Here is a 19,289-nt window from a genome sequence, read left to right on the forward strand (position 1 = left end):
TATCACCTGTCCTAAAAGTCAAAATCGCTGGTAAACGAACGTCTCATCACATAGCGAAGCGATTTATATTCTTTATAATGTGAAGTACCGGCATGCTTTTCTTCCAGCTTAAGAATAACTTCCTGGCCATTGGCATCATCGGCTTTACGCGTGAGTACAAACCGTATTTGCAGTTCTCTTTCTCGTGAGTTCTCCGAGCTAAGATCGAAGGTCAGTTCATGGCTATCGGATATTAAATCTCCTGCCTCAGTGTAAATGCCTGCACGTAGCACTCTGGGCTGGATTTTGTCGGTAACAGGGCCAGACTGATAGAGGGTTACCGCCAATTGGCCAGAGGTAATAACCGAACTGGCTCCTCGCAAGATTTCAACCTCAACGCTAGTGACATCGCTCTGGCGCTTCTTATTGATCTTCAGCACCGGAATAACAACTTCTTGCAAAGATGCTCCGCCGTGCACAAAGCGGCTCCCAGAACCTTTAAGGCGTAAGCGGTTGATCGACTTGGGTATCTGAACCTCAACATTACCTTCCAAGCCTAATTGTGCGGGTGAGAAGGTGTGTAGTGCCGGTGATAACTTGAGCCCCTTGCCCAATACAAAGCGACGATCACGGTAAAGAATATTGGCTCCCTCGGCCTCTACGCTGGAAAAGTCACTTTCATCCAGTACACGGTGCTGATAAATGAATCCATGGTCGGCAGTGATCAGTAAATTATTGGCGTTGGCGGCTGCGAGTTTTTTCACCAAACGAACCAGATCATCAAGCGTTTGCTCTGCGGCTTCAAATGCCTGCCCTTCGGAATGCATCTTATCGCCGGTGTGATCAATGCGATTGTGGTAGATGTAAACCACATCGTTAGCCTTGAGCAGCTCGCGTGCGTCATCACGGTTCATGGACATAAAGTCTTCAGCGGTTACAGCCTGTCCTCGACCATTGAGTGAGGCCTGCAAAATCTTGCTACGGCTGGCCGTCCCTTGGGAACTTTGCCCATCGACCAGCACCGTGCCGGTATCATTGTCGGTAATCGCAAGCGTCTCGTTTGGTAAAAGCGCCGCCATACCCAATTGGGTATAACTCGGCAGCATCGATAATGCGGCCTCAAGCTCTGCGCTATAGCGATCTTCCTGACGGATAAGACTGAGCAGTTCATCCCCAATCTCATATCGCATAGCATCGGAAATGATCACGCAAACCTTGTTATCTTTCCGCAAAAACGGTCGCACCCAGTGTTCGAAGAAATTTCGTTGCAAAGTAACCGGGGAGGCGTTCCAAACCTGGACGTCATCGACAAAAGCCTGAAAGCAATCGTTGATCTTCAGCAAAAAATTATTGGTGTAAAGATTTTCGATTTGTTCGGTCAGGATGCTCATCAGCGACGCCTGACCTGACATTCGCACATGAAATGTGAACTTACGGTAAAGCTGGTCTAGTTGATACCAATAGCGGCTGTAACGTTGCACACCGTCCACCAGACCATCCATCGTAAGATTGGCTTCACCGAGTGTATTGATAAACTGCGCGGCGTAATCGATTGCCTCGTATAAATGCCGAAACTCTCTGTACCAGTGTCCCTGCCGACGCCGGCGCACCCATAACGCTACATCTCCGCCGGAAACGGTCCGTTCAACCACTACCTTGACTAGATCGCTGATAATTTTTTGGTCGATGAGACGAAAGTAATCCAGCTCGATCAATTGCCGAAAATCCCGCTTCGCAAGATCCTGCTCAATCCCCAGCAATTCAGCCACTTCAGCAGAAAGCGTTTCAAAACCCGTTTCAAATTGTCGACTATCTTTCCAGCGTTTGATAAAAACCTGGATGTCTTGAGACATCCGGGAAGGTAATTTCTCCCCCCCGTGGACTCGTTTTCTCAGGTCGGCGTATTTTCCGGGTTCAAGTTCCATTTCATAGCAGTCATGAAACAGCCGAATCAGAAAATCTTTAAGACTTTTCTCTGGAGAATGGTAATCGTAGATTCGTAACAACTGTTCCCATAAAAACACATCCAATCCACAGCGTTCGATTAGTTTGCTTTTATCGTTGCGGCCATCCGCCAATTCCTGAAATAAATTTTCAATGACGGCGTCTATGCGCGCCTCGCTGCCAGCACAGACCGCTAGCATTTTCAACCGAATCAGCCCGTTGGTGTCGTCAGGCTTCAGCCACTTTTTGAGGGCATCTCTACGCTTAATGGCTTGAAAGAATTCGGCATGCGTTTGGACCAAATCGACAAACTGGAAGCCAAGCTCCAGCTCTGACAGCCACAGCGCAGCTTGATCGGTTCGAAACTCGCCATGAGCCAACTGCACATCCAGTAGCCAATTGTCTAAGTCGACCGGTTGCGGACCATCCCGATACAGTAGGAATTTTTGTTCAGGCTGCTCGCGCAATATCCGGTATTTGATGGCGTACTCGTTGTTGATTAGTTCTAGCTTCTCAATGTCGGGTAATGCAAGTGCCTCAAAGTCGTCGCGTAGTTCCTGCTTGGCGTCGAACCAAAACACAATCCGATGCTTATCAAACAACCGATTCAATGCGAGGGCAATTTTGTTTTCACTCATTGATATCCCTCGCTTCCTCAAGTTTCTCTGCAAGAAATCGCTCAATTTCCTCCCGCTTAGGCAACTCTAGTTGGTATTTGGAGACAAAGAGCTGATTGTCCATCCCGGCCAGGGCAAACTCGACCAACGAATGTTTTTTATGGGTGCAAAGCAAAATGCCAATCGGTGGATTGTCACCATCACGCGTCATATTTTTTTTGTACCAACTCACGTAGGTATTAAGCTGGCCAATATTTTCATGACTAAATTCCGCCAGCTTTAGCTCGACCAATACATGGCATTTCAGTATGCGGTGATAAAAAACCAGGTCAATAAAGTAATGCTCGTCGCCGATCAATATGCGTTTCTGCCGGGCTTCAAAACAAAAGCCATGTCCCAGTTCGAGCAAAAACTCCTGGAGATTATCGAGAATGGCATCTTCCAGTACAGACTCGTACATCACCTCTTTGGATTTCAAACCAAGGAATTCGAAAACGTATGGATCCCTAACGTTCAACACCGGCAGGGCGTGTTCCGCCTGAGTTAGCACATAGTCGGCCAATTTGTTTTTGTCCGTGGAAAGCCCACTGCGTTCGTAGTAAAGGCTGTGAATCTGGCGTTTCAATTCGCGTACCGACCAGTTACCACGCAGACATTCAATCTCGTAAAAGCGCCGCTTCAGCGGGTCCTCGACGGCAAGCAATTCGCCGAAATGACTAAAAGATAATGACTTGACCAACCGCTGCGCTGGAATTGCCAATTCGGGGGGCAGTGTCCCCCGATTTGGAACTTCCGCAAAAGCAGAGTCCACGCCGTCTGGTACCGCAGGAATAACCAGCTCTGGCAGATCAGTGAATTGAGGGGACAGTGTCCCCCGAATTTCGGGGTAAGTCAGATAAAACGCCCGACATCGGCGCAGTTCTCGCGCGTGATAACGAACTGTCCCGGTTTGCGCCAAGGTTTGGCTCAGGCGTTCAAGCAAGGCTTCGCCATATTGGGCTCGATCAGAACCTTTTTGTTCATATTCACGGATATAAGCGCCTATCAACCAATTCCGTAAAGTCAGGCTTACATTGACGGCACGCGCGGCTTGCTCGGCCAAGGAATGGTGAATCTCGGCAATAGTGGCTACCAGTGTGGCGAAGTCAGCTGCGGCAAGAGGCTTAGTCATGCCTTAATCCTCCTGTGCATCCAAGCCAACAATCTTTTTCAATGCAGCTCCGAATTGGACATAGTTGAATTTCACCCCATCATCCAGATCAATATCGATCTGTTGGGTAGCCAGTGGGTAGAGTACTTCGCGCTCGTACTCTTCCAGCTCCGCGATCATCTTATTGATCTTCTCGATTTCCTTTAGAGCCTTGGTTTTCTCGCCCTGGGCGGCGCTGCCACTGATGCTGACCGCTTCCAAATGATTTTTATGGGCAGTGAGTTTGGTGCGGAATTCGCGCAGATAGTCATTGAGCACTACGCTGACCGTATCCGAGCGGTAACGGTGCATATAGATCAACGCGTTGAAGCTGCCTTTAGGACTGGAAAACAGCCAATAGATGGGCCGTTTCTTGTAGCGCTTGACGTGGTCGGTATAGAACTCGCCCAGGAAATAGTCACGAATAGTGTACTCACGTTTACCTTTTACGTTGAGCGCTTGCTCGACGAATTTCAAGTTTTCCTCGTAGTGTCCCTCACCAAAGGCTACGCGCAAAAACTGGCGGAAGCGCTCAGTGATGTCGTCGGTGAACCAGTCGCCATCGAGCATGGGGATGACGTTGTCGTCATCGGCCGGGAAGCTCGGCTCTGGAATCTGTTTCAGGTAATCCATGATGGTTTCGCCCTGGTTGGTCAAAATCAGGCCCGGCTTATCCAGCGCGTATCGACCGAACATGCAGCCCACGGCATAGGAGATCAGCTCGCGCATGGTGTCGGCCAGTAGCAGCGCCTCCAGCTCATCCTCGCTCTTGTCCTTGCCATAGCGATAATGTGGATTGCAGGTCAGGGTGATTTCGTTGAGCGGTACTTCTGACGTCAACTCATCCTGCAAGCCGTAGGCTTCGATGAAGATGCGGTTGTTCTCTTCCTCTAGACGCTGCATCTCAACAGTCATCTCCCGCCAGTGGGAACGGAGTTTTTGGTAGGTGACTTTTAGGGTCGGCTGGCGATAGTCGGGATTCAGCAGCGGCAGGCTGGTAAAATCCCAGGAGGTTTCATAGGAATTCCAATCATATTTGGAAATATTCAGAATGAGGTTGACAGTATTTTTAACTCCGACCAACTCTTTCTTTGGTAATGGTACTGCGCGTAGATTTGCAGGTTGAATGTTAAGCGTAGGATTGATTAACTTTTGTATCAAGTAGTTAACCTTCGAACAAAACAGACCAAGCAATACTTCTTTTTTTCCATTTTCGAAAGAGCATACACCGGAGGCGTCGTCATATAAAAAGCCTTCAGGTGAATAGCGAAAACATGGCTTTCCTGATGTTATCTTGCTCCAGACAAGCGCTTCGTTAAAAATGCTATCAAGGACGAAGTTGTGAGCCCAAATTCGTTTCCCCGATGGATGCAAGGTAGTCTGCAGCTTATAACCATCATTTTCCCAATCTACGACATGATCTAAATTGCCATACCAATTTCTAAAATCACCGCCTTTGTTATACGGGAACCATCGTTTTTTTGATGTCTTTGATTCATCTCTCGAATTACAACCGAAGCCAATATTAAAGAACGGAAGCTCATGCCATTTCCTTATGTATAAATCTGTGCTACCAGTTACTAAGGCTTGATTTGGATTAGCAACGTCACCAACAAGTTTCTCAGAACTTGAGAACATTTCTCTTACTTTATCACTCACCCAATAAGCAATCGGACAGCCAGGTATCTTCTTGAAGTCAACAGTAGAGGCACGATAAAACCATCCACAGTCGTGATTCTTTATAGCTTCAAGCGTTCGCGGCCCTTGGTTATCCGAACCTCGAAAATCTGAAAGTCGTACATAGCCTCCTTTGAAATCTGGGTGTTGAGCATTCTCAACCGTGAAGGTGCAAATTGGCACCGTTGCCCCATCAAAGCCTGAATACTCCAACTGGACGAGCGAAGTGATAGTTTTCTGGTTAATCAGAAAAGTACGCAGCTTCTCGTAGGACGAAATAAACATCCACACGAATGGTGACATAAATCCGAGCTGTCCTTTTGGCAAAGCCAGTTCGGTGTTGCGGACCATAAAGGCAGAAAATAAATCAGATTTCACATCCGTATAGTTATCTTTAAGCCAGGCTGCCATTCGTCCATTCATGCCTTTACCACCCATGTAAGGTGGGTTGGCAATCACTATATGGTATTTCTGGCTCAGATAATCAGCTTGAAGCAAAGCTGTTTTACATTGATCGATAAGCTCCCGATGTCCGATCATTGGGGTTTTCACTGATTCATCGTAGGCCGTCAGCGCAGCGATTGCTTTTTGAGCCTGCTCGGTTGTCAGGGTTGGTCGAAGCAGAGAGCCGAAATTGTTTGCTTCAGCAAATAGGGTGATATTTTGGATCAAGCTGCTTCTGTCAACACCACTGTTTTGCATCGCTTCCAAAGTTTTGAGCCACTCTGGTTCATGCGTAATACTGTCGATGTTCTGAAGTACGCAGATATTTGGTTTGACCTCTTTGTTGAAAAATCGGCGATGCTTGGCGCGGGACTTCATGGTTAGCGCGAAGGCGGCCAGTTCGCCGGCACGTTCATCAATCTCGATACCGTATAGGTTGTGAGTGAGAATCTTCTCCGGTATCTCGGCAGGCTCGTAACCTTCCTCTTCGTAGATGGCGTAAAGCAAGTCAAAGGCATAGGTGAGCATGTGGCCGGAACCGCAAGCCGGATCGCAGATTTTGATTTCTTCCGGTTTGCTGATGCGCAGGAAGTCCGTCTCGGGCTGTTCGGGTTTGATGTAATAGTCCATTTGCTCGGCCAGTTTCGAGCCGGGACGGTTGAGCAGCCACAAACGACCGAGCGAGTTCTCCACCAGGTAGCGGACAATCCAGTGTGGGGTAAACAGCTGGGTGGCGGCGGGGATGTTTTCCGGTGTGATCTTCTTGTTCTTCTTCAGCCCGTCGAATACCTCGTCCTTTTTCTCAGAGATGTAGAACTGGTAGAGCCAGCCAATCACCTCGACGTCCTCGCAGGCATCGGGTGTCATCGCCTCGCGGGTATAGGCAAGGATGGAGTTGCCCGAGAGTAAATCATCCGGCATCAACAATTCGGTATAGTCTTCGATACGCTGGAATAAGAACGGCATGGCCTTGTTCCAGGAGTTACAAGCGGCGACTACCAATAGCCTATAGGCCTCGCCTTGCGGATCACGGCTGGGCGCTTTGCCATCGAGTAACGCAAAGATTTGCTGTCGCACCTTATCATGCACCATCTCGTCATCGATATGGCCCATCTTGGCTTCGGCCAGAATCTCGGGTTGGAATTGTCCAGGATCGGCAGGCGAAACGATGCCGACGCGATTGTAGCGGTTCACGTCCATGAAGCGCAGAGCACAGAAACGGTTGAACCAAATGTAGGCGACCCGCTCGATGACCTGGTCTTTACCCAGGAGATGGATCGCATCTTCCAGTTTTCTGACCGCTTCCACACTTTCACGCCGAGCAGCGCTATCTTCAGACAATACTAATTTGAGCTTGGCCGATACCTGCTCGATCAGGCTGCGGCGGGCATATTGGGCAAAGCGGCGTAGTTTGGTAGTTTCCATCCTTTTATGCTCCACCGGTTGCAGCAGCTAAGCGTGTGACCGGCCACTTGGGGAAGTTTTCATTCCACTTATCTAAGTTGACTACTTGGCAACTTGTTGCTAGCGATTGAACCCAGCGGCGTGATGCTTTGCCAACGGGAAGTTCCTGCTTTAGTGCTTTCTGCATACGGGTATTCAGCGCGTTGTCGAAAGTAATAAGGCAGACATAGTGAACAGGCTTTTCCACCTTTTGTTCGGCATGCCGGTAGAGGTAGGAATCCCTGAACTTGTATTTCAGGTAGTTCTTCAGCCACTTAAAGCTGTCTTGCCGTGAATTTTTCTCGTCATCGCTCGTCGATCCAAGAACATCGTAAATCGACGGGTCGTCATAGTCTTTCAATTCCACGTAGACATAGGCCTCTTCGAACACAGCGATGATGTCGACACCTTTCATGGGCGCACCGTGGAATGTTGGTTTGGTTCTATCTTTCTCGTCGAAGACGAACGCATCCAGGGCGTCAGTAAAACGAAACTCAAAACCATCAGCCTCGACAATCTTCATTTACCTAGGCTCCCCATGTCGTTTTCGATCTCCTTGTTGATGAGAAACCCAAAGGCTTCATCAATCGGGTTCGGCGTGATTTTCAGGTAATCCTCGGTGGAAGCGACTTTGATCGCAGACGTGTCTTTATCAAGGTAAAGAGTGTGGAATCGCACATGGTCATCCTTGTCAGTGTCCATGAGCAAATCGAACCACTTGAGCAATACATAATCATGGGTTGCCAAGATGATCTGCTGTCCATTACGGGATAATTCAAGCAGGATTTCTACCAACATTCTCATGAGTTTCGGGTTCATGTTGGTTTCAGGCTCGTCCCAAAACAAAGTACCGGTTCGCCCAGGGTCAAGTTGTCGATTTTGAATAAGCAATTGAATGATACCCAGTTTGCGGATGCCCTCGGCAGCCATATTTGCAGAAATGCTTTCGCCATTGTTGGCAATAAATTTGACCTGCATGCGGGTATTTAAATCGTGCTGATCCTTGTCTCTCTGAACCTGATATTGGCCTGGATCAAAGGACATGGTCACCGTTCCGACAAACTCAGTCAGACTGAAGCGCCCCTCCAAGGTATTAACTAATTTTTCGTATACTGAACCAAACCTTGGATCACTTTCGATTACTTCTTCAACTTTGATTGGCTTTTTGGCTAATAACTTATCGCATAGATCCAAGTAGGTGCTATCGAAGATAGATTCAATGGTTTTCGCGTCGGCTTCTTTGCTTTTGATGCCACGCAGCAAGGACAGTATCTCCTTGGTGGGTAAAAACAGAGGTGAACTTAGCGCAGGTTGAGCGATGCTGATTGGAAGGGCAACCGTTTTCGAAGCTGAGGTAAATTTAGCTTGTAAACGTTGACCACCAGCGAAATTGGCGTCAATTTCGGCATGAACTCCCGCTTGAGTCCCATGTCGGACCAGCTTGCCTAAGCTATCGCCAGCGGGGCGATAAATTCTGCAAAGCCGTTTGGCTAAATCTGCACCCTGAAGCTCATCGCTCAACATGGAATTGGCAACATAAGCAGCCTTCAAGAGCTGGGTCTTACCTGTGCCATTTTCACCGATGATAATATTGATCTTTGGCGAAAATTGAATGGGTAAATCCAAGAATTTGGAAAAGTTTTTTAGCTTGAGCGATTCAATCATATCTGTATCCTTTTTCCTTTTCGAATTTCTTCCAGAAGTGCTTCGCGCATGGATTCCAGGTAGCGTTCGACGTCAGCTTCATCAGCCAGCCAGGCTTTATCGAACGAAACCTTCACGGCGCGGCTAACAACATATTCGATGCGCGGCTCCGTTTTAGCTGGCGATTTAGTGTCCATACCGGTTTCCGATGAGGATGTTCCGTCCGGTCCTGACGCTGGCTTTGGGATTGGTGCCGGTTGCGCCCAGGTTGTCATTTGCGAGAGTTGACGCTGGTAGTCGCTTTCCTCAAACCTACGCAGCGTGTCACGAATGACGGCAATCAAAGGTTGCCGTTCAATCGCATTAGAAAACTCGTTGAATGGTTTGGCGAGGTGTTCCTGCTGTTCTGCGTTCAGCCGGCCGAATTCGCTCATACCACACATGCGGTCTTTAAGCGCAGCAACGGCTTCTTTGGCTTGGGCTATTTCTACTGTGATCTGAGTATTAACTTTTTCTTGCAGCGTTTCTACCTGGGCCTTGATCTGTTGCATCCGATTGCCTTTAAAACACTCCGGATCGGTCAGGCACGCAAAAATCTGCGAGGCTTCATCGCTTTCGACATAGGCGAAATTAGGCTCTTGCGTTTGCACAAATTTGTGCGCGTCATCAAAGATGCCTTTTTGCGGGCCGCTCATAAACTTGCGGATAGGATCGATCACGCTTTCCTTCATGGCAAGCAGACTGTCTTCTTGCCGGGCAAGCTCAGTTAGATACCAGATGTAGGGTTTACCATTCAGCTCTTTTAGCTTATCTAACACTGGGTTCAGTGCGCTCAAGAACGGATATTGAGAGACCAAAGCCTTTAGGCTGGAGAGCTGCTGGGTTAGCTGTTGGAATGCCTCAGCGGTTTCACTGCCAAGGGCTTTGGCTTCGCTCGCACGAGGTGGGGTATCGAAGAAATCTTCATAAAATTCTTTGAGCGCACGTATCTGTGAAGCGGTGAATTCAACCTGAGGCTCCAACACCAGATTGCCGTGCCCATGGGTATTGCGAAGCGCCCGTTCCAATTCATTTTCTTCGAGAAGATTGCCATCAACGCGCATTTCAACCTTTCCACGCGCGCAAAGGCTAGCCAAGGTACAAAGTACGGCTGCAAAATACCAGCCGTAGGGCTTGCGTTCGAATTTTTCCAATAGGGATTTTACGGTAGTACGCACACCGCCCCGATTATTGCTTTGGATGAACGCCAATAATTCTTGCTCTGACTCTGCTAAGGCGGCGACATCATTACCGAAAATCCCATCTTGAGAGGCTTTAAGGCATTGGGCGATGTCATTTTCGGTATAGGTAATACCACGCAGCATCCGCAGATTCGAATATGTGCGTGTTATCAGTTCATGGAAACCTTTAATGAGTCGAGACTGGGCATCTTCGACGCCTATTTCTATTTCGTTTCCCGCGACATAGAGTTTGGATTTACCTAAGAGTGTTTGCACGCGCTTTAGTAAGTCGTCATATCGTTCCCTGTTTTGAAACCCTTTATCGGTCAGAATTCGTTTGATCGCTTCCTGCTGCGTGATGGAGATATTTTGACGGATGTATTTCTCAGTACGCTTGTACATGAGAATGTCACGAACCAAGCGATCATCAGGCGGCATAACGACCAATAACTCATCCCTGCCAAAAGAATGCATGACCAACGAGGCTTGGTTATCGGCAAACTCATGAAAAGGGCTGATGATATGAATACACAGTTCGGATTCACGACCGAATAAGCGCTCATCTAATTTTCGAGTAAAGGGGTAATCCTGGCCATTATCGTCGTAACGGATTTTTTTATTTTTTATGACATGGTCGAATACCAGTTTTTCGAGTTCGGCAGCAACATCATTGGACTCGACCTCGGTATTTTTAATTTCTTCCTCAACGTCTTTCTCTTCGTCCGTGAGGTATTCATAAAGCTCGCCATTACGCTGAATATAAGTCTGTTGCTCCAGCAGGTTTAGAGCCTCTTCAACTTTTTTGCGTAGTCCGGGTAGATCTTGGTTGAAAGCCTCCAACATCAAAACGCAAAGGTTGCGTAAGCTGGGTTTAAATGCTTTGACATACTTAACCAGAAAGAGGGCTTTTAGTAGGCGTATGGCTAATGTATTATCCAGCTGTTTTTCCGCTAAAAGAATCGCCCGCTGAGTATTGGCTTTAAGGGCTGTTCTGATACCCTCGAACATCAAGTCAAATGTGGCGAGCTGGCCGATCTGGTGGTTACCAATCTGAATCGCTACTTGCTGAAACACCCCCAGCATCGACCTTTCACCAACCGAGCTGTGTTTACCTTCAAAGGCATTGTGCTGCGACAGGTTCTGAATGGCTGATTGAAATAAAGCGAACTGGTAAGGGATGAACGGGTAGCCGTGAATAAAGTGATCCCGATCTTGGAAGTTGCGGTAAGTCTGAGAGCCATCTGCAAAATCGAACAGGGTTTTGAAATTGTTCGCTTGCGCGTGGTAGATGTCGCCTAGCAATTGAACACCTTCCTCATTCTTCATGAGTAGGCGCTTTTGGATAACTTCAGCCACGTCAGCGCTGGTTAGTTTCATGCGATTGGCAAACCGAGCCTGAATCTTGGAAAAGTCGTTACTTTGCTGCTTACCCATCTCACCGACAACAGTGGCCATGTCCTCTTGGGCTGTGACGATGACCCAAGCTCGCCCACGACATTTAGTAGCTAAACTTTCTGCGATGGTTTGCAGGTTTGTCATGAGCTTCACATTGTCGGCGACATATTGCCCAACTTCATCGACGAAAAAGTTCAGCCTGAATTCGGCGGGTTGCCTTTCGATGTAGGCACTGACTTGCTCAGCAAAGTCCTCGATGGATACACGATATTGACTTCGGTATTTATCGAGAATGCCGAGTGCGGCAGTTTCATCGCCAGACGTAACTTCTGCATAAGCTTTGGCAATGTTTTTCGCCTCCAACAATGCTTGCTCGCGACCTTTGTGCCAGCTTTTACCGGCGAGTGTTTGGTAAGCCGTTTTAAATGGCTCATACAGATCACGGCTATCGAGGTCGCGTTCGAATTGTGCGATATGCCCTTGTTTACCGTAGTAGCCGCAGGTTTCATCAAAGACTTTAACGAAAACAGCTAGGAGTGCATCAATTTGGGTTTTACTGATGACATCCGCTTTCTGGTCAATATTGAACAGAATACTTTTGGAAGGAATCTTTACGGCTCGGTTGAGGTCGCCGCGAAGAATTTCATTTTCCCCACACTTAGGTAAAAACAATTCAAGGGCGGTAACACCATCTATTTGGCGATTCTCTAGCAGCAAGGCCAGCATTTTCAGTAAATGCGATTTACCCGATCCAAAAAAGCCTGATACCCAGACTCCATTGGCGCCTTCGTAATTGTTATAGGCATCAAGAAAAGACTCTAGGCGTTTTTCAACCTCGTTGGTGAGGACGTACTCTTCGATTTCAAGACGCAGGCTTGCTTCATCATCGGCTTTGATAACGCCTTCTATTGGACGGTCGACCGGCTTATGGAAAATGGTCTTAAGAGTCATTACGCTTCCTTCGTTTATGCTTCACAATGAAATATGTTAAATGCACGGTAATACTTGTCGTCATGGAGTTTGCCAAATAGGTCGAGCGAGGCTCCCGACTCAAGCGAGTGGGTGTAGGCACCAGGAAAAAACATGACAGTGGGCTTTTCTTTTGCGGTGCTCTGTAAGTTATTCAAGACATTATGTGAGCGAATATAAGGAAACACCTCGCCTACACCGCAAAGGAAAAGAACATCGAATTCGTGGGTTGCCAGCTTGTTTGCGATGGCGGGCGCAAGATGAGCTTCTGGATCAAGCACACCCTGTAATAATTCTTTGAGCTCATCTTTGGTGACTGAGCCTTCTAACTCTAGTATTTGCTCCCAAATCTCACGGCCTTTCAGAATTTCAATCGATAGGTCATAGAGGTTGATTTCTAGTACTCTGACGCCTGATTGCTCTAGGCGGTTAACCAATTGACGTTGCAACCGCTCCATTTCAACAGCTTTTTCCGGCTCGTAAGGACAGATAAAAAACGGAACTTCGTTACCCAGGCCTTGTTTGTTTAAAAAACGAGTTCCCGAGATCACATTAAATAGGTGTTGAAATGTCTCCTGAATGGACATTTTCCTTGTGTCGGCATTCACCTTTAGATGTCCTTCAAGTCAGATTCAAAAACGGGAAAACACGAAATATCCTGTCGATTTTCGGCTGGTATGGCTCGGATAATGTCTGGGCTGAGCACAGCTGCAATAATGATGTTTTTGGATGTCAAAAGGTCGGCTTCCCGAAGCATTTTAAAAAGTACCTGACGCAGTTTATGCCGGGTAGCCGGTCGAATTCCGTCAAGTTCGGCATGCCACTCCGATTTTCTATTGAAAAACGAGTCAAAATCTTCGTAGCTCAAATCATTTTTTAAGCTGATGTATCGCTCGCGTAATACTTCAACAGCAAAGTCGGCGATAAATCGATAGCGACGACATACCGCTAGCCACAACAAATAGCTCTGCTCTTGAGGCGATATGCCAGTAAACAACTTGATTTCATCGGGACTGAGGGTTTTGAGCCGCGAGATGATTTCACGACTAACACGCCTTAAAGAGTTGATGGTACGAGCTTGTAAAATATTGTTAGTGGAGACATTGTCACGAACGGCATCCCAGTCGCCGAGTTCAAGATACAGAGCGATCAATTTCAAGGATTCATTACGGAAGAGACCACCCGTGGTAAATGACATGCTGTATCTAGCTTCGCTCATTCCGACTCCAGATTCCGAGCAGATGGTTCAGCCGCAGCACCACCAGTCTTTACCCAATTATCAACCTCGTTCTTCTTAAATTTCCAAAGGCGGCCCATGCGATGAGCAGGCATATCCTGCTTATCGATCCATTTGTAAATAGTGTCATTGCTTACGCCAAGATAATTGCTGATGTCACTCATAGATAACCAGCGATCTTCCATATCATTCATACACGAAGCTCCACGAGGACGATTAGGGGGACTAAGCAGATACTCATGCCAATATCTAATATTTCTACAGGATTTTAACCGATTTTTACCGATTTAAGCCGATTACATAGCCAGATGTAATATCCAGTGTCATCTTTATATGCGAATAGCGTGATAGCCCTTTTTACATTTGGCAGTACACAATTTATTCCTGGCGACTATGGCTTCTTCTTGGGTGTCGAACCATTCCTTCCTCACCGTACCCGGAGAACCCACCCTGCCCCACTCCTTGATCAGCGACCAATCATCAAATAGACCGGGTGTCACAAACATCTGGTAAAAACGATGCATGTTGTTTTCGGTATCATGTCTTTCAAGATATAGATGATTCATCAGTTACTCCCCAGAAGAGTGGACCGTATTGTCAGTTTGCGGTGATTTCAACGCCGCTTCCCGAATTCGCATAATGGTTTGCCGGGTAGTTTTAAAATCCCGAGCTAACTCCGAAACGGTGCTGCCAGCGGCCAATCGTTTGACAACTTCAGCACGATCTTCCGCATTGAGTGCCGGCGGACGACCAAACTGTTTACCCGCGGCCTTCGCGCGACTAATGCCCGCTTGGGTTCGCTCAATCAGCAAGTCACGCTCAAACTCGGCGACAGCTGCAATGACCTGCATAGTCATCTTGCCGGCAGAACTGGTTAGATCAACCCCGCCTAACGCCAGGCAATGGACCCGCACCCCGGACTCAGAAAGGTGTTCGACCGTGGCTCTAACATCCATGGCGTTACGACCGAGCCGATCCAGTTTGGTCACCACCAATACATCGCCCGATTCCATCCGGTCGATCAATTTATTAAAGCCAGGTCGTTCTTTAGCCGCGACTGAACCGCTGATGCTTTCTTCAATCAAACGATGCGGCTGAATGGCAAAACCGGCAGATTGAATTTCCCGGCTTTGATTTTGGGTGGTTTGGTCTGTGGTCGATACTCGACAGTAAGCAAAGACGCGTGACATGCGCTAATTCCGTCCGAAAGGGATGTACGAATTATAACACATGTCCGTAATCCAATTGGCCTACTTTAGTACATGCCTTTTAAAGCCTGTCCGAAACCGGTTGTCAATGTCAGAAGACGACTGCACGAATATCAGAAGACGACTGCACTACTTTAATAGGGTGGATTGGTTAGAAATATCTTACGGGGAGATTGCGAATGTGGCATTTCGACCCAAACCGGCCATAGATATTGATAAGGTTTGTCGGGCCGGTTTTGGTCCTGTTTCCGTCATTCGGAGGGATGTTTTAGTTTTTTTGAATCTTCTGCACTATCTCTACGTCCGTTCGAACTTTCAAAAGTAGAAGGATTTTCTTTTAATAAGCTGTTCAATATTTCGGTGCTGCCTTTATTATCGCTGATCCCCTGCTGACGCAGAAAAAGCATCCGAGGCTAAAATGTCGACATTACTGTCGGTCAAGTCCTCCAGAACGCTAACAAATCAGTCGCAGCCATTAGTATTGGATAGGAAGCCATTTTTTTAAAAATGTTTTTCATGATATGCGCTCAATTGTTATAGTTGCGAGTACAGCAGTTATTGTTCGGCGCAAAGTGGCGGGGTTATACTGATCTCGTACACCAGATAATCCGCTCGCAGTTATATTCGGCAGCGTGTTAAAATTACTGCAATTGAGAGGGCTTTTCGCTCTCTGCAAGGAAGGTTAATTGACCGGCAAAACTGCCCCGTTGCTCCGCCCCGTCCAGGGTGTTGTCCGGATTGCACACCACCATGTTTTCATTCGTACAGCCTGACCGACTGGCTTAAACATTTTGTATAGGTTATCGATGAGCAACTGGCGTTAATCGATCCGGAGTTCGACTGTTATGCATATCCTGTTGGTTGACGACCACACCCTGTTTAGAGAAGCTTTGCTGCATGTGCTCAAGCAATTGGCTGACAATGTGTTGGTGTATGAGGCGGCTAACGCCACAGAGGCCGTGCAGTTAATTACTCATACCCGCAATTTGGATATGGTGCTGCTAGATATCGATCTACCCGATATGGATGGGTTAACCGCGTTGCCCGAACTGCGGGCGTTGGCGCCAACGATACCAGTTGTGGTGTTGTCGGGATCGGAAATGTCGCAACACGTAAAAACGGCATTAGATAAGGGGGCGGTCGGCTATATTCCTAAGTCCTGCAGTGGCCATGAAATGTTGACCGCATTGCGAATCGTATTGCAAGGCGACATTTACATCCCCCCCAGATTATTGGGTAAACTGGGGGGGCAGTCACCAATCGATACGCTTGATGGCGAAATCCTCGCCACGCAAACTCTGCTGACGGCGCGGCAGATAGAAGTACTGGAACTAATGGGCAAAGGCCTGCCCAACAAGACCATCGCTAGAAACCTGAATCTGGCGGAAGGAACGGTGAAACTACACGTAGCCGCCATTCTGCGCGCTTTGGCCGTGGGAAATCGGACGCAGGCGGTTACCGAAGCCGTCAGGCGGGGGGTATTGCTGCCACCGGTGAATGGTCAAAACCTTTGAGTTGCTTTCTCGCAGTGGTAGTGAACAAATAGTGGAATCATTGCGTACCCATTTCATTGTCCAACAGTAACGGCGAAGCCTGATTGCTCATTAAATATTGCAACGTGCTGCGCAGCTTGGCCGGATGTACCGGTTTGTGTAACAACGGGAAGTCACTGGCTTCGGCCTCTTGCAAACGTTCCGGCCCCGTGTCGCCGGTAATAATCAGTACGCCGATTGGGTAACCTAGGCGCTTTTGCAAACTTCTGGCGACATCAATGCCGGAGACATTGTCGGTCAAGCGGTAATCGATAATCAACAATTCCGGGCGCAACGCGCCGGATGCCAGTTTGTCGACCGCTTCGGCCGGCGAATTGGCCGTGGTCACCAGACAGCCCCAATGCTGCAATAAACCTTGCATACCTTCCAATACAGAAATGTCGTCGTCCAGTATCAAGATGTGCCGGCCGCTTAATGCGTAATTCGTTGATGCTACGCTGTCGAACGGTTGCGGCAATTGCCGCGCTGCGCTTCTGGCGGTCATAGGCAACGTAATCGAGAAACAAGAACCCCGGCCAAATTGCGAAGTCACCTTGATCTCGTGCTGTAACAACTTGGCCAAGCGCTTAACGATGGCCAAACCCAAACCCAGTCCACGCCGACGGTCTCGGGCCGGGTTTTGCAATTGATGGAATTCGATAAAAACATCATTAAGCTGATCTTTCGGAATGCCCGAGCCATTGTCCCACACCTGGCAAACAAGGCTTGCTCCGCGCGGCCTGGCCGCCACCAAAACGCGTCCGTTATCGGTGTAGCGCAAGGCGTTTCCGATTAGGTTACGCAACATCCGTTCCAGCATGGCGGGATCGGTGTTGACCACTGCGTCAGTCGGACGAAAACGTAACTTGTTATGGCTTTCCAGTGCAATCGGCTGAAATTCCGTCTGCAACCGTTCAAACAGCTCCTCCAAAACCAATGGTTCTATGGTCGGTTTGATCACGCCGGCATCCAATTTGGAAATATCCAGCAAAGCGTTGAGCATGGAGTTAATAGCGGCAATGGAATCCTCAATCTGCCCAATTAAAGTTGCGGTTTGCGGGCTCAGCACCTGATCGGACAATTCAGCGAAAAACAGCCCCAGGGCGTGGATGGGTTGGCGCAAATCATGGCTGGCCGCCGCCAGAAAGCGCGTCTTGGCGGCATTGGCCTGTTCGGCTTCCTTGCGGGCTTTTTCCAGTGCCTGCTCACGTTTAACCTGTTCGGTAATATCCGTATACGTTAATACGCGGCCACCCTGGCTCAGTTCCGATTGGCGAATTTCATAAATCTGATCCGTCTTCAAATGGTAGTTTTTCCAGGTTTTTGCACAAAGGGAGCGTTGGGAAGAGTCCGGTTCAAACTGGTTGGCGAACACCCGGTCGGCAATTTTTAAGCGGGTGGGGTCGGTAGAATCTGCGGCGGTGAGAATCTCTGCCAGATCGGCATTGCTCGAGACCAACGCGCCCGCATCCCCGAGCATTTTGACAAACTGCCGATTCCACATATGTAGACGGTCATTCTTGTCCGACATGCTGATACCTTGGCTCATGTTTTCCAGAGCCGTTTCGAGTAGTATGGATTTTTCCTCCGATTCCTTGCGAAGCGTTTGATTTTCATAATTCAGTCGTAAAGCATAATTGAGCATTTTTGCGAGCTTAATGCTGGTAATAATAATCAAAACCGCCATCAATGAAAATATAAGCCCTGCAGCTATGTATATATTGTTATGCTGCAGAAATAGCAAGGCTATCAGTAATATTAACGGTGGAAAAGTTATTGCAATCACTGCGGGCAAATAACTATACCAAGTGGCAATGGCGCCCTCTATTTGAATAACCAAGGTAATGCTGATGACCAGTATATTCGTTGCTTCGGAAGGCACCAGGAACCAAGTTATCCCTAATACCCAACATCCACCCGTTAGCGCTGAACCGAGCAGCATAAGGCGTTTAAATTTAGTTGTCCCCGCAACCAGAGACGCCTTGTGCGTGTTGTAATAGCGTAATACCTTCCATCTAAATAAATTGCAGATCGTCAGTAAAAAAAACCACAGAACAAGCAGCGCATTTGACACCGTACCCCACAACCCAAACATTAATATTATGGAGATAGGCAGCATGGTAAAAACCACATATTCGCCTTGCTCGGTTGTTACCCACAGGCGTTCGACTTCTATTTCATCGCTGAGTTGTTGTTCTGGTGTTTTCATGGCTGCCATCCTGAATCAATGGAGTGCGGCAAATCTTATTAAACTGAAAAGTATCGTATTTTAAGATCAGGCGGTAATTATTATAATAATAATGCCGCTACGCGAGAATTGATAATATGGCCTATTGCTTTTGGATAGCGTAAACGTAGCAAAATCAATTAAATTCATTTAACGCCTTGCCAAACGAACAAAGCTATGACCCCAAAGTGGCTTGCAACTTCAATGCTTTATCAAAAATAACAAGTTGTTTGCAGCGGTAGACACATAATGACTTGTTATATCCATAGGCTTATCCGGATGCTAGGCATTCGATAACTCATGTCAATAATTCATCCGATATATCGAAAGATATAGACAGTAATCCATATTTTAAAACTTGCAGTAAATACATATACTTTTACCCAAGGATAAAAAATCGGTCTTGAATCCGGGTGCTTGATTCTGGCGATTGCGGCTCCGAATCGTTGTCAACGGTTTAAATTCCTAGGCTTAAGTATTTCGTGCCGGGTTAATCGAAGCCTGCATAAATGGCTGTCGAGACGTGTCATTCGAACCGGGGATTAACAATGATCGATAAATCCA

The 19,289-nt window shown here is 47.7% G+C and carries 13 protein-coding genes; 1 reads left to right on the plus strand and 12 read right to left on the minus strand.

Annotation, left to right across the window (positions count from 1 at the left end; translation table 11 throughout):
- Positions 1 to 11 precede the first annotated feature (11 nt).
- From pglZ to QLH52_RS05790, 11 genes are all read right to left on the minus strand, one after another.
- Complete coding sequence (pglZ, locus tag QLH52_RS05740; protein WP_319960876.1) at positions 12 to 2,561, minus strand: BREX-1 system phosphatase PglZ type A; 2,550 nt, start codon at positions 2,559 to 2,561, stop codon at positions 12 to 14.
- Positions 2,554 to 3,642: a PDDEXK nuclease domain-containing protein gene (locus QLH52_RS05745; protein WP_482194186.1), complete on the minus strand. Its 1,089-nt coding sequence runs from the start codon at positions 3,640 to 3,642 to the stop codon at positions 2,554 to 2,556. Before QLH52_RS05745 ends, pglZ begins: the two co-directional genes overlap by 8 nt.
- Before the next feature lie 72 nt (positions 3,643 to 3,714).
- Positions 3,715 to 7,275, minus strand: a complete 3,561-nt coding sequence (gene pglX / locus QLH52_RS05750) for a BREX-1 system adenine-specific DNA-methyltransferase PglX (protein ID WP_319960878.1) — start codon at positions 7,273 to 7,275, stop codon at positions 3,715 to 3,717.
- Between the two features lie 4 nt (positions 7,276 to 7,279).
- Positions 7,280 to 7,816 carry a hypothetical protein gene (locus QLH52_RS05755; protein WP_319960879.1) on the minus strand — a complete coding sequence of 179 codons (537 nt, stop codon included), beginning with the start codon at positions 7,814 to 7,816 and terminating at the stop codon, positions 7,280 to 7,282.
- Positions 7,813 to 8,958 (minus strand): AAA family ATPase, encoded by a 1,146-nt coding sequence (locus QLH52_RS05760; RefSeq protein WP_319960880.1) that lies wholly within the window; start codon positions 8,956 to 8,958, stop codon positions 7,813 to 7,815. The genes QLH52_RS05755 and QLH52_RS05760 overlap by 4 nt, the downstream gene beginning before the upstream one ends.
- Positions 8,955 to 12,503: a BREX system P-loop protein BrxC gene (brxC, locus tag QLH52_RS05765; protein ID WP_319960881.1), complete on the minus strand. Its 3,549-nt coding sequence runs from the start codon at positions 12,501 to 12,503 to the stop codon at positions 8,955 to 8,957. Before brxC ends, QLH52_RS05760 begins: the two co-directional genes overlap by 4 nt.
- Positions 12,504 to 12,517: 14 nt before the next feature.
- Positions 12,518 to 13,129, minus strand: a complete 612-nt coding sequence (locus QLH52_RS05770; RefSeq protein ID WP_319960882.1) for a DUF1788 domain-containing protein — start codon at positions 13,127 to 13,129, stop codon at positions 12,518 to 12,520.
- Positions 13,130 to 13,131: 2 nt separating this feature from the next.
- On the minus strand, positions 13,132 to 13,740 hold the full coding sequence (locus tag QLH52_RS05775) for a DUF1819 family protein (protein ID WP_096876851.1): 609 nt from the start codon (positions 13,738 to 13,740) through the stop codon (positions 13,132 to 13,134).
- A complete protein-coding gene (locus tag QLH52_RS05780; RefSeq protein WP_096876850.1) occupies positions 13,737 to 13,952 on the minus strand; it encodes a helix-turn-helix domain-containing protein in 216 nt (71 codons plus the stop codon). The genes QLH52_RS05775 and QLH52_RS05780 overlap by 4 nt, the downstream gene beginning before the upstream one ends.
- A 135-nt stretch (positions 13,953 to 14,087) precedes the next feature.
- The gene (locus QLH52_RS05785) at positions 14,088 to 14,324 is read right to left on the minus strand and encodes a WGR domain-containing protein (RefSeq protein ID WP_096876849.1); all 237 of its coding nucleotides are present in this window, start codon (positions 14,322 to 14,324) and stop codon (positions 14,088 to 14,090) included.
- A 3-nt stretch (positions 14,325 to 14,327) separates the two neighbouring features.
- Entirely contained in the window at positions 14,328 to 14,948 is a 621-nt protein-coding gene (locus QLH52_RS05790) for a recombinase family protein (protein ID WP_096876848.1), read from the minus strand.
- 863 nt (positions 14,949 to 15,811) lie between these two features.
- On the opposite strand from QLH52_RS05790, the gene QLH52_RS05795 reads away from it, so the two are divergent.
- Positions 15,812 to 16,480 (plus strand): response regulator transcription factor, encoded by a 669-nt coding sequence (locus QLH52_RS05795; protein ID WP_319960883.1) that lies wholly within the window; start codon positions 15,812 to 15,814, stop codon positions 16,478 to 16,480.
- Between the two features lie 37 nt (positions 16,481 to 16,517).
- On the opposite strand, the gene QLH52_RS05800 is transcribed toward QLH52_RS05795, so the two are convergent.
- The gene (locus QLH52_RS05800) at positions 16,518 to 18,707 is read right to left on the minus strand and encodes a hybrid sensor histidine kinase/response regulator (RefSeq protein WP_319960884.1); all 2,190 of its coding nucleotides are present in this window, start codon (positions 18,705 to 18,707) and stop codon (positions 16,518 to 16,520) included.
- Positions 18,708 to 19,289 lie beyond the last annotated feature (582 nt).

Source organism: Methylomonas defluvii (assembly GCF_033949435.1).
GTDB lineage: Bacteria > Pseudomonadota > Gammaproteobacteria > Methylococcales > Methylomonadaceae > Methylomonas > Methylomonas defluvii.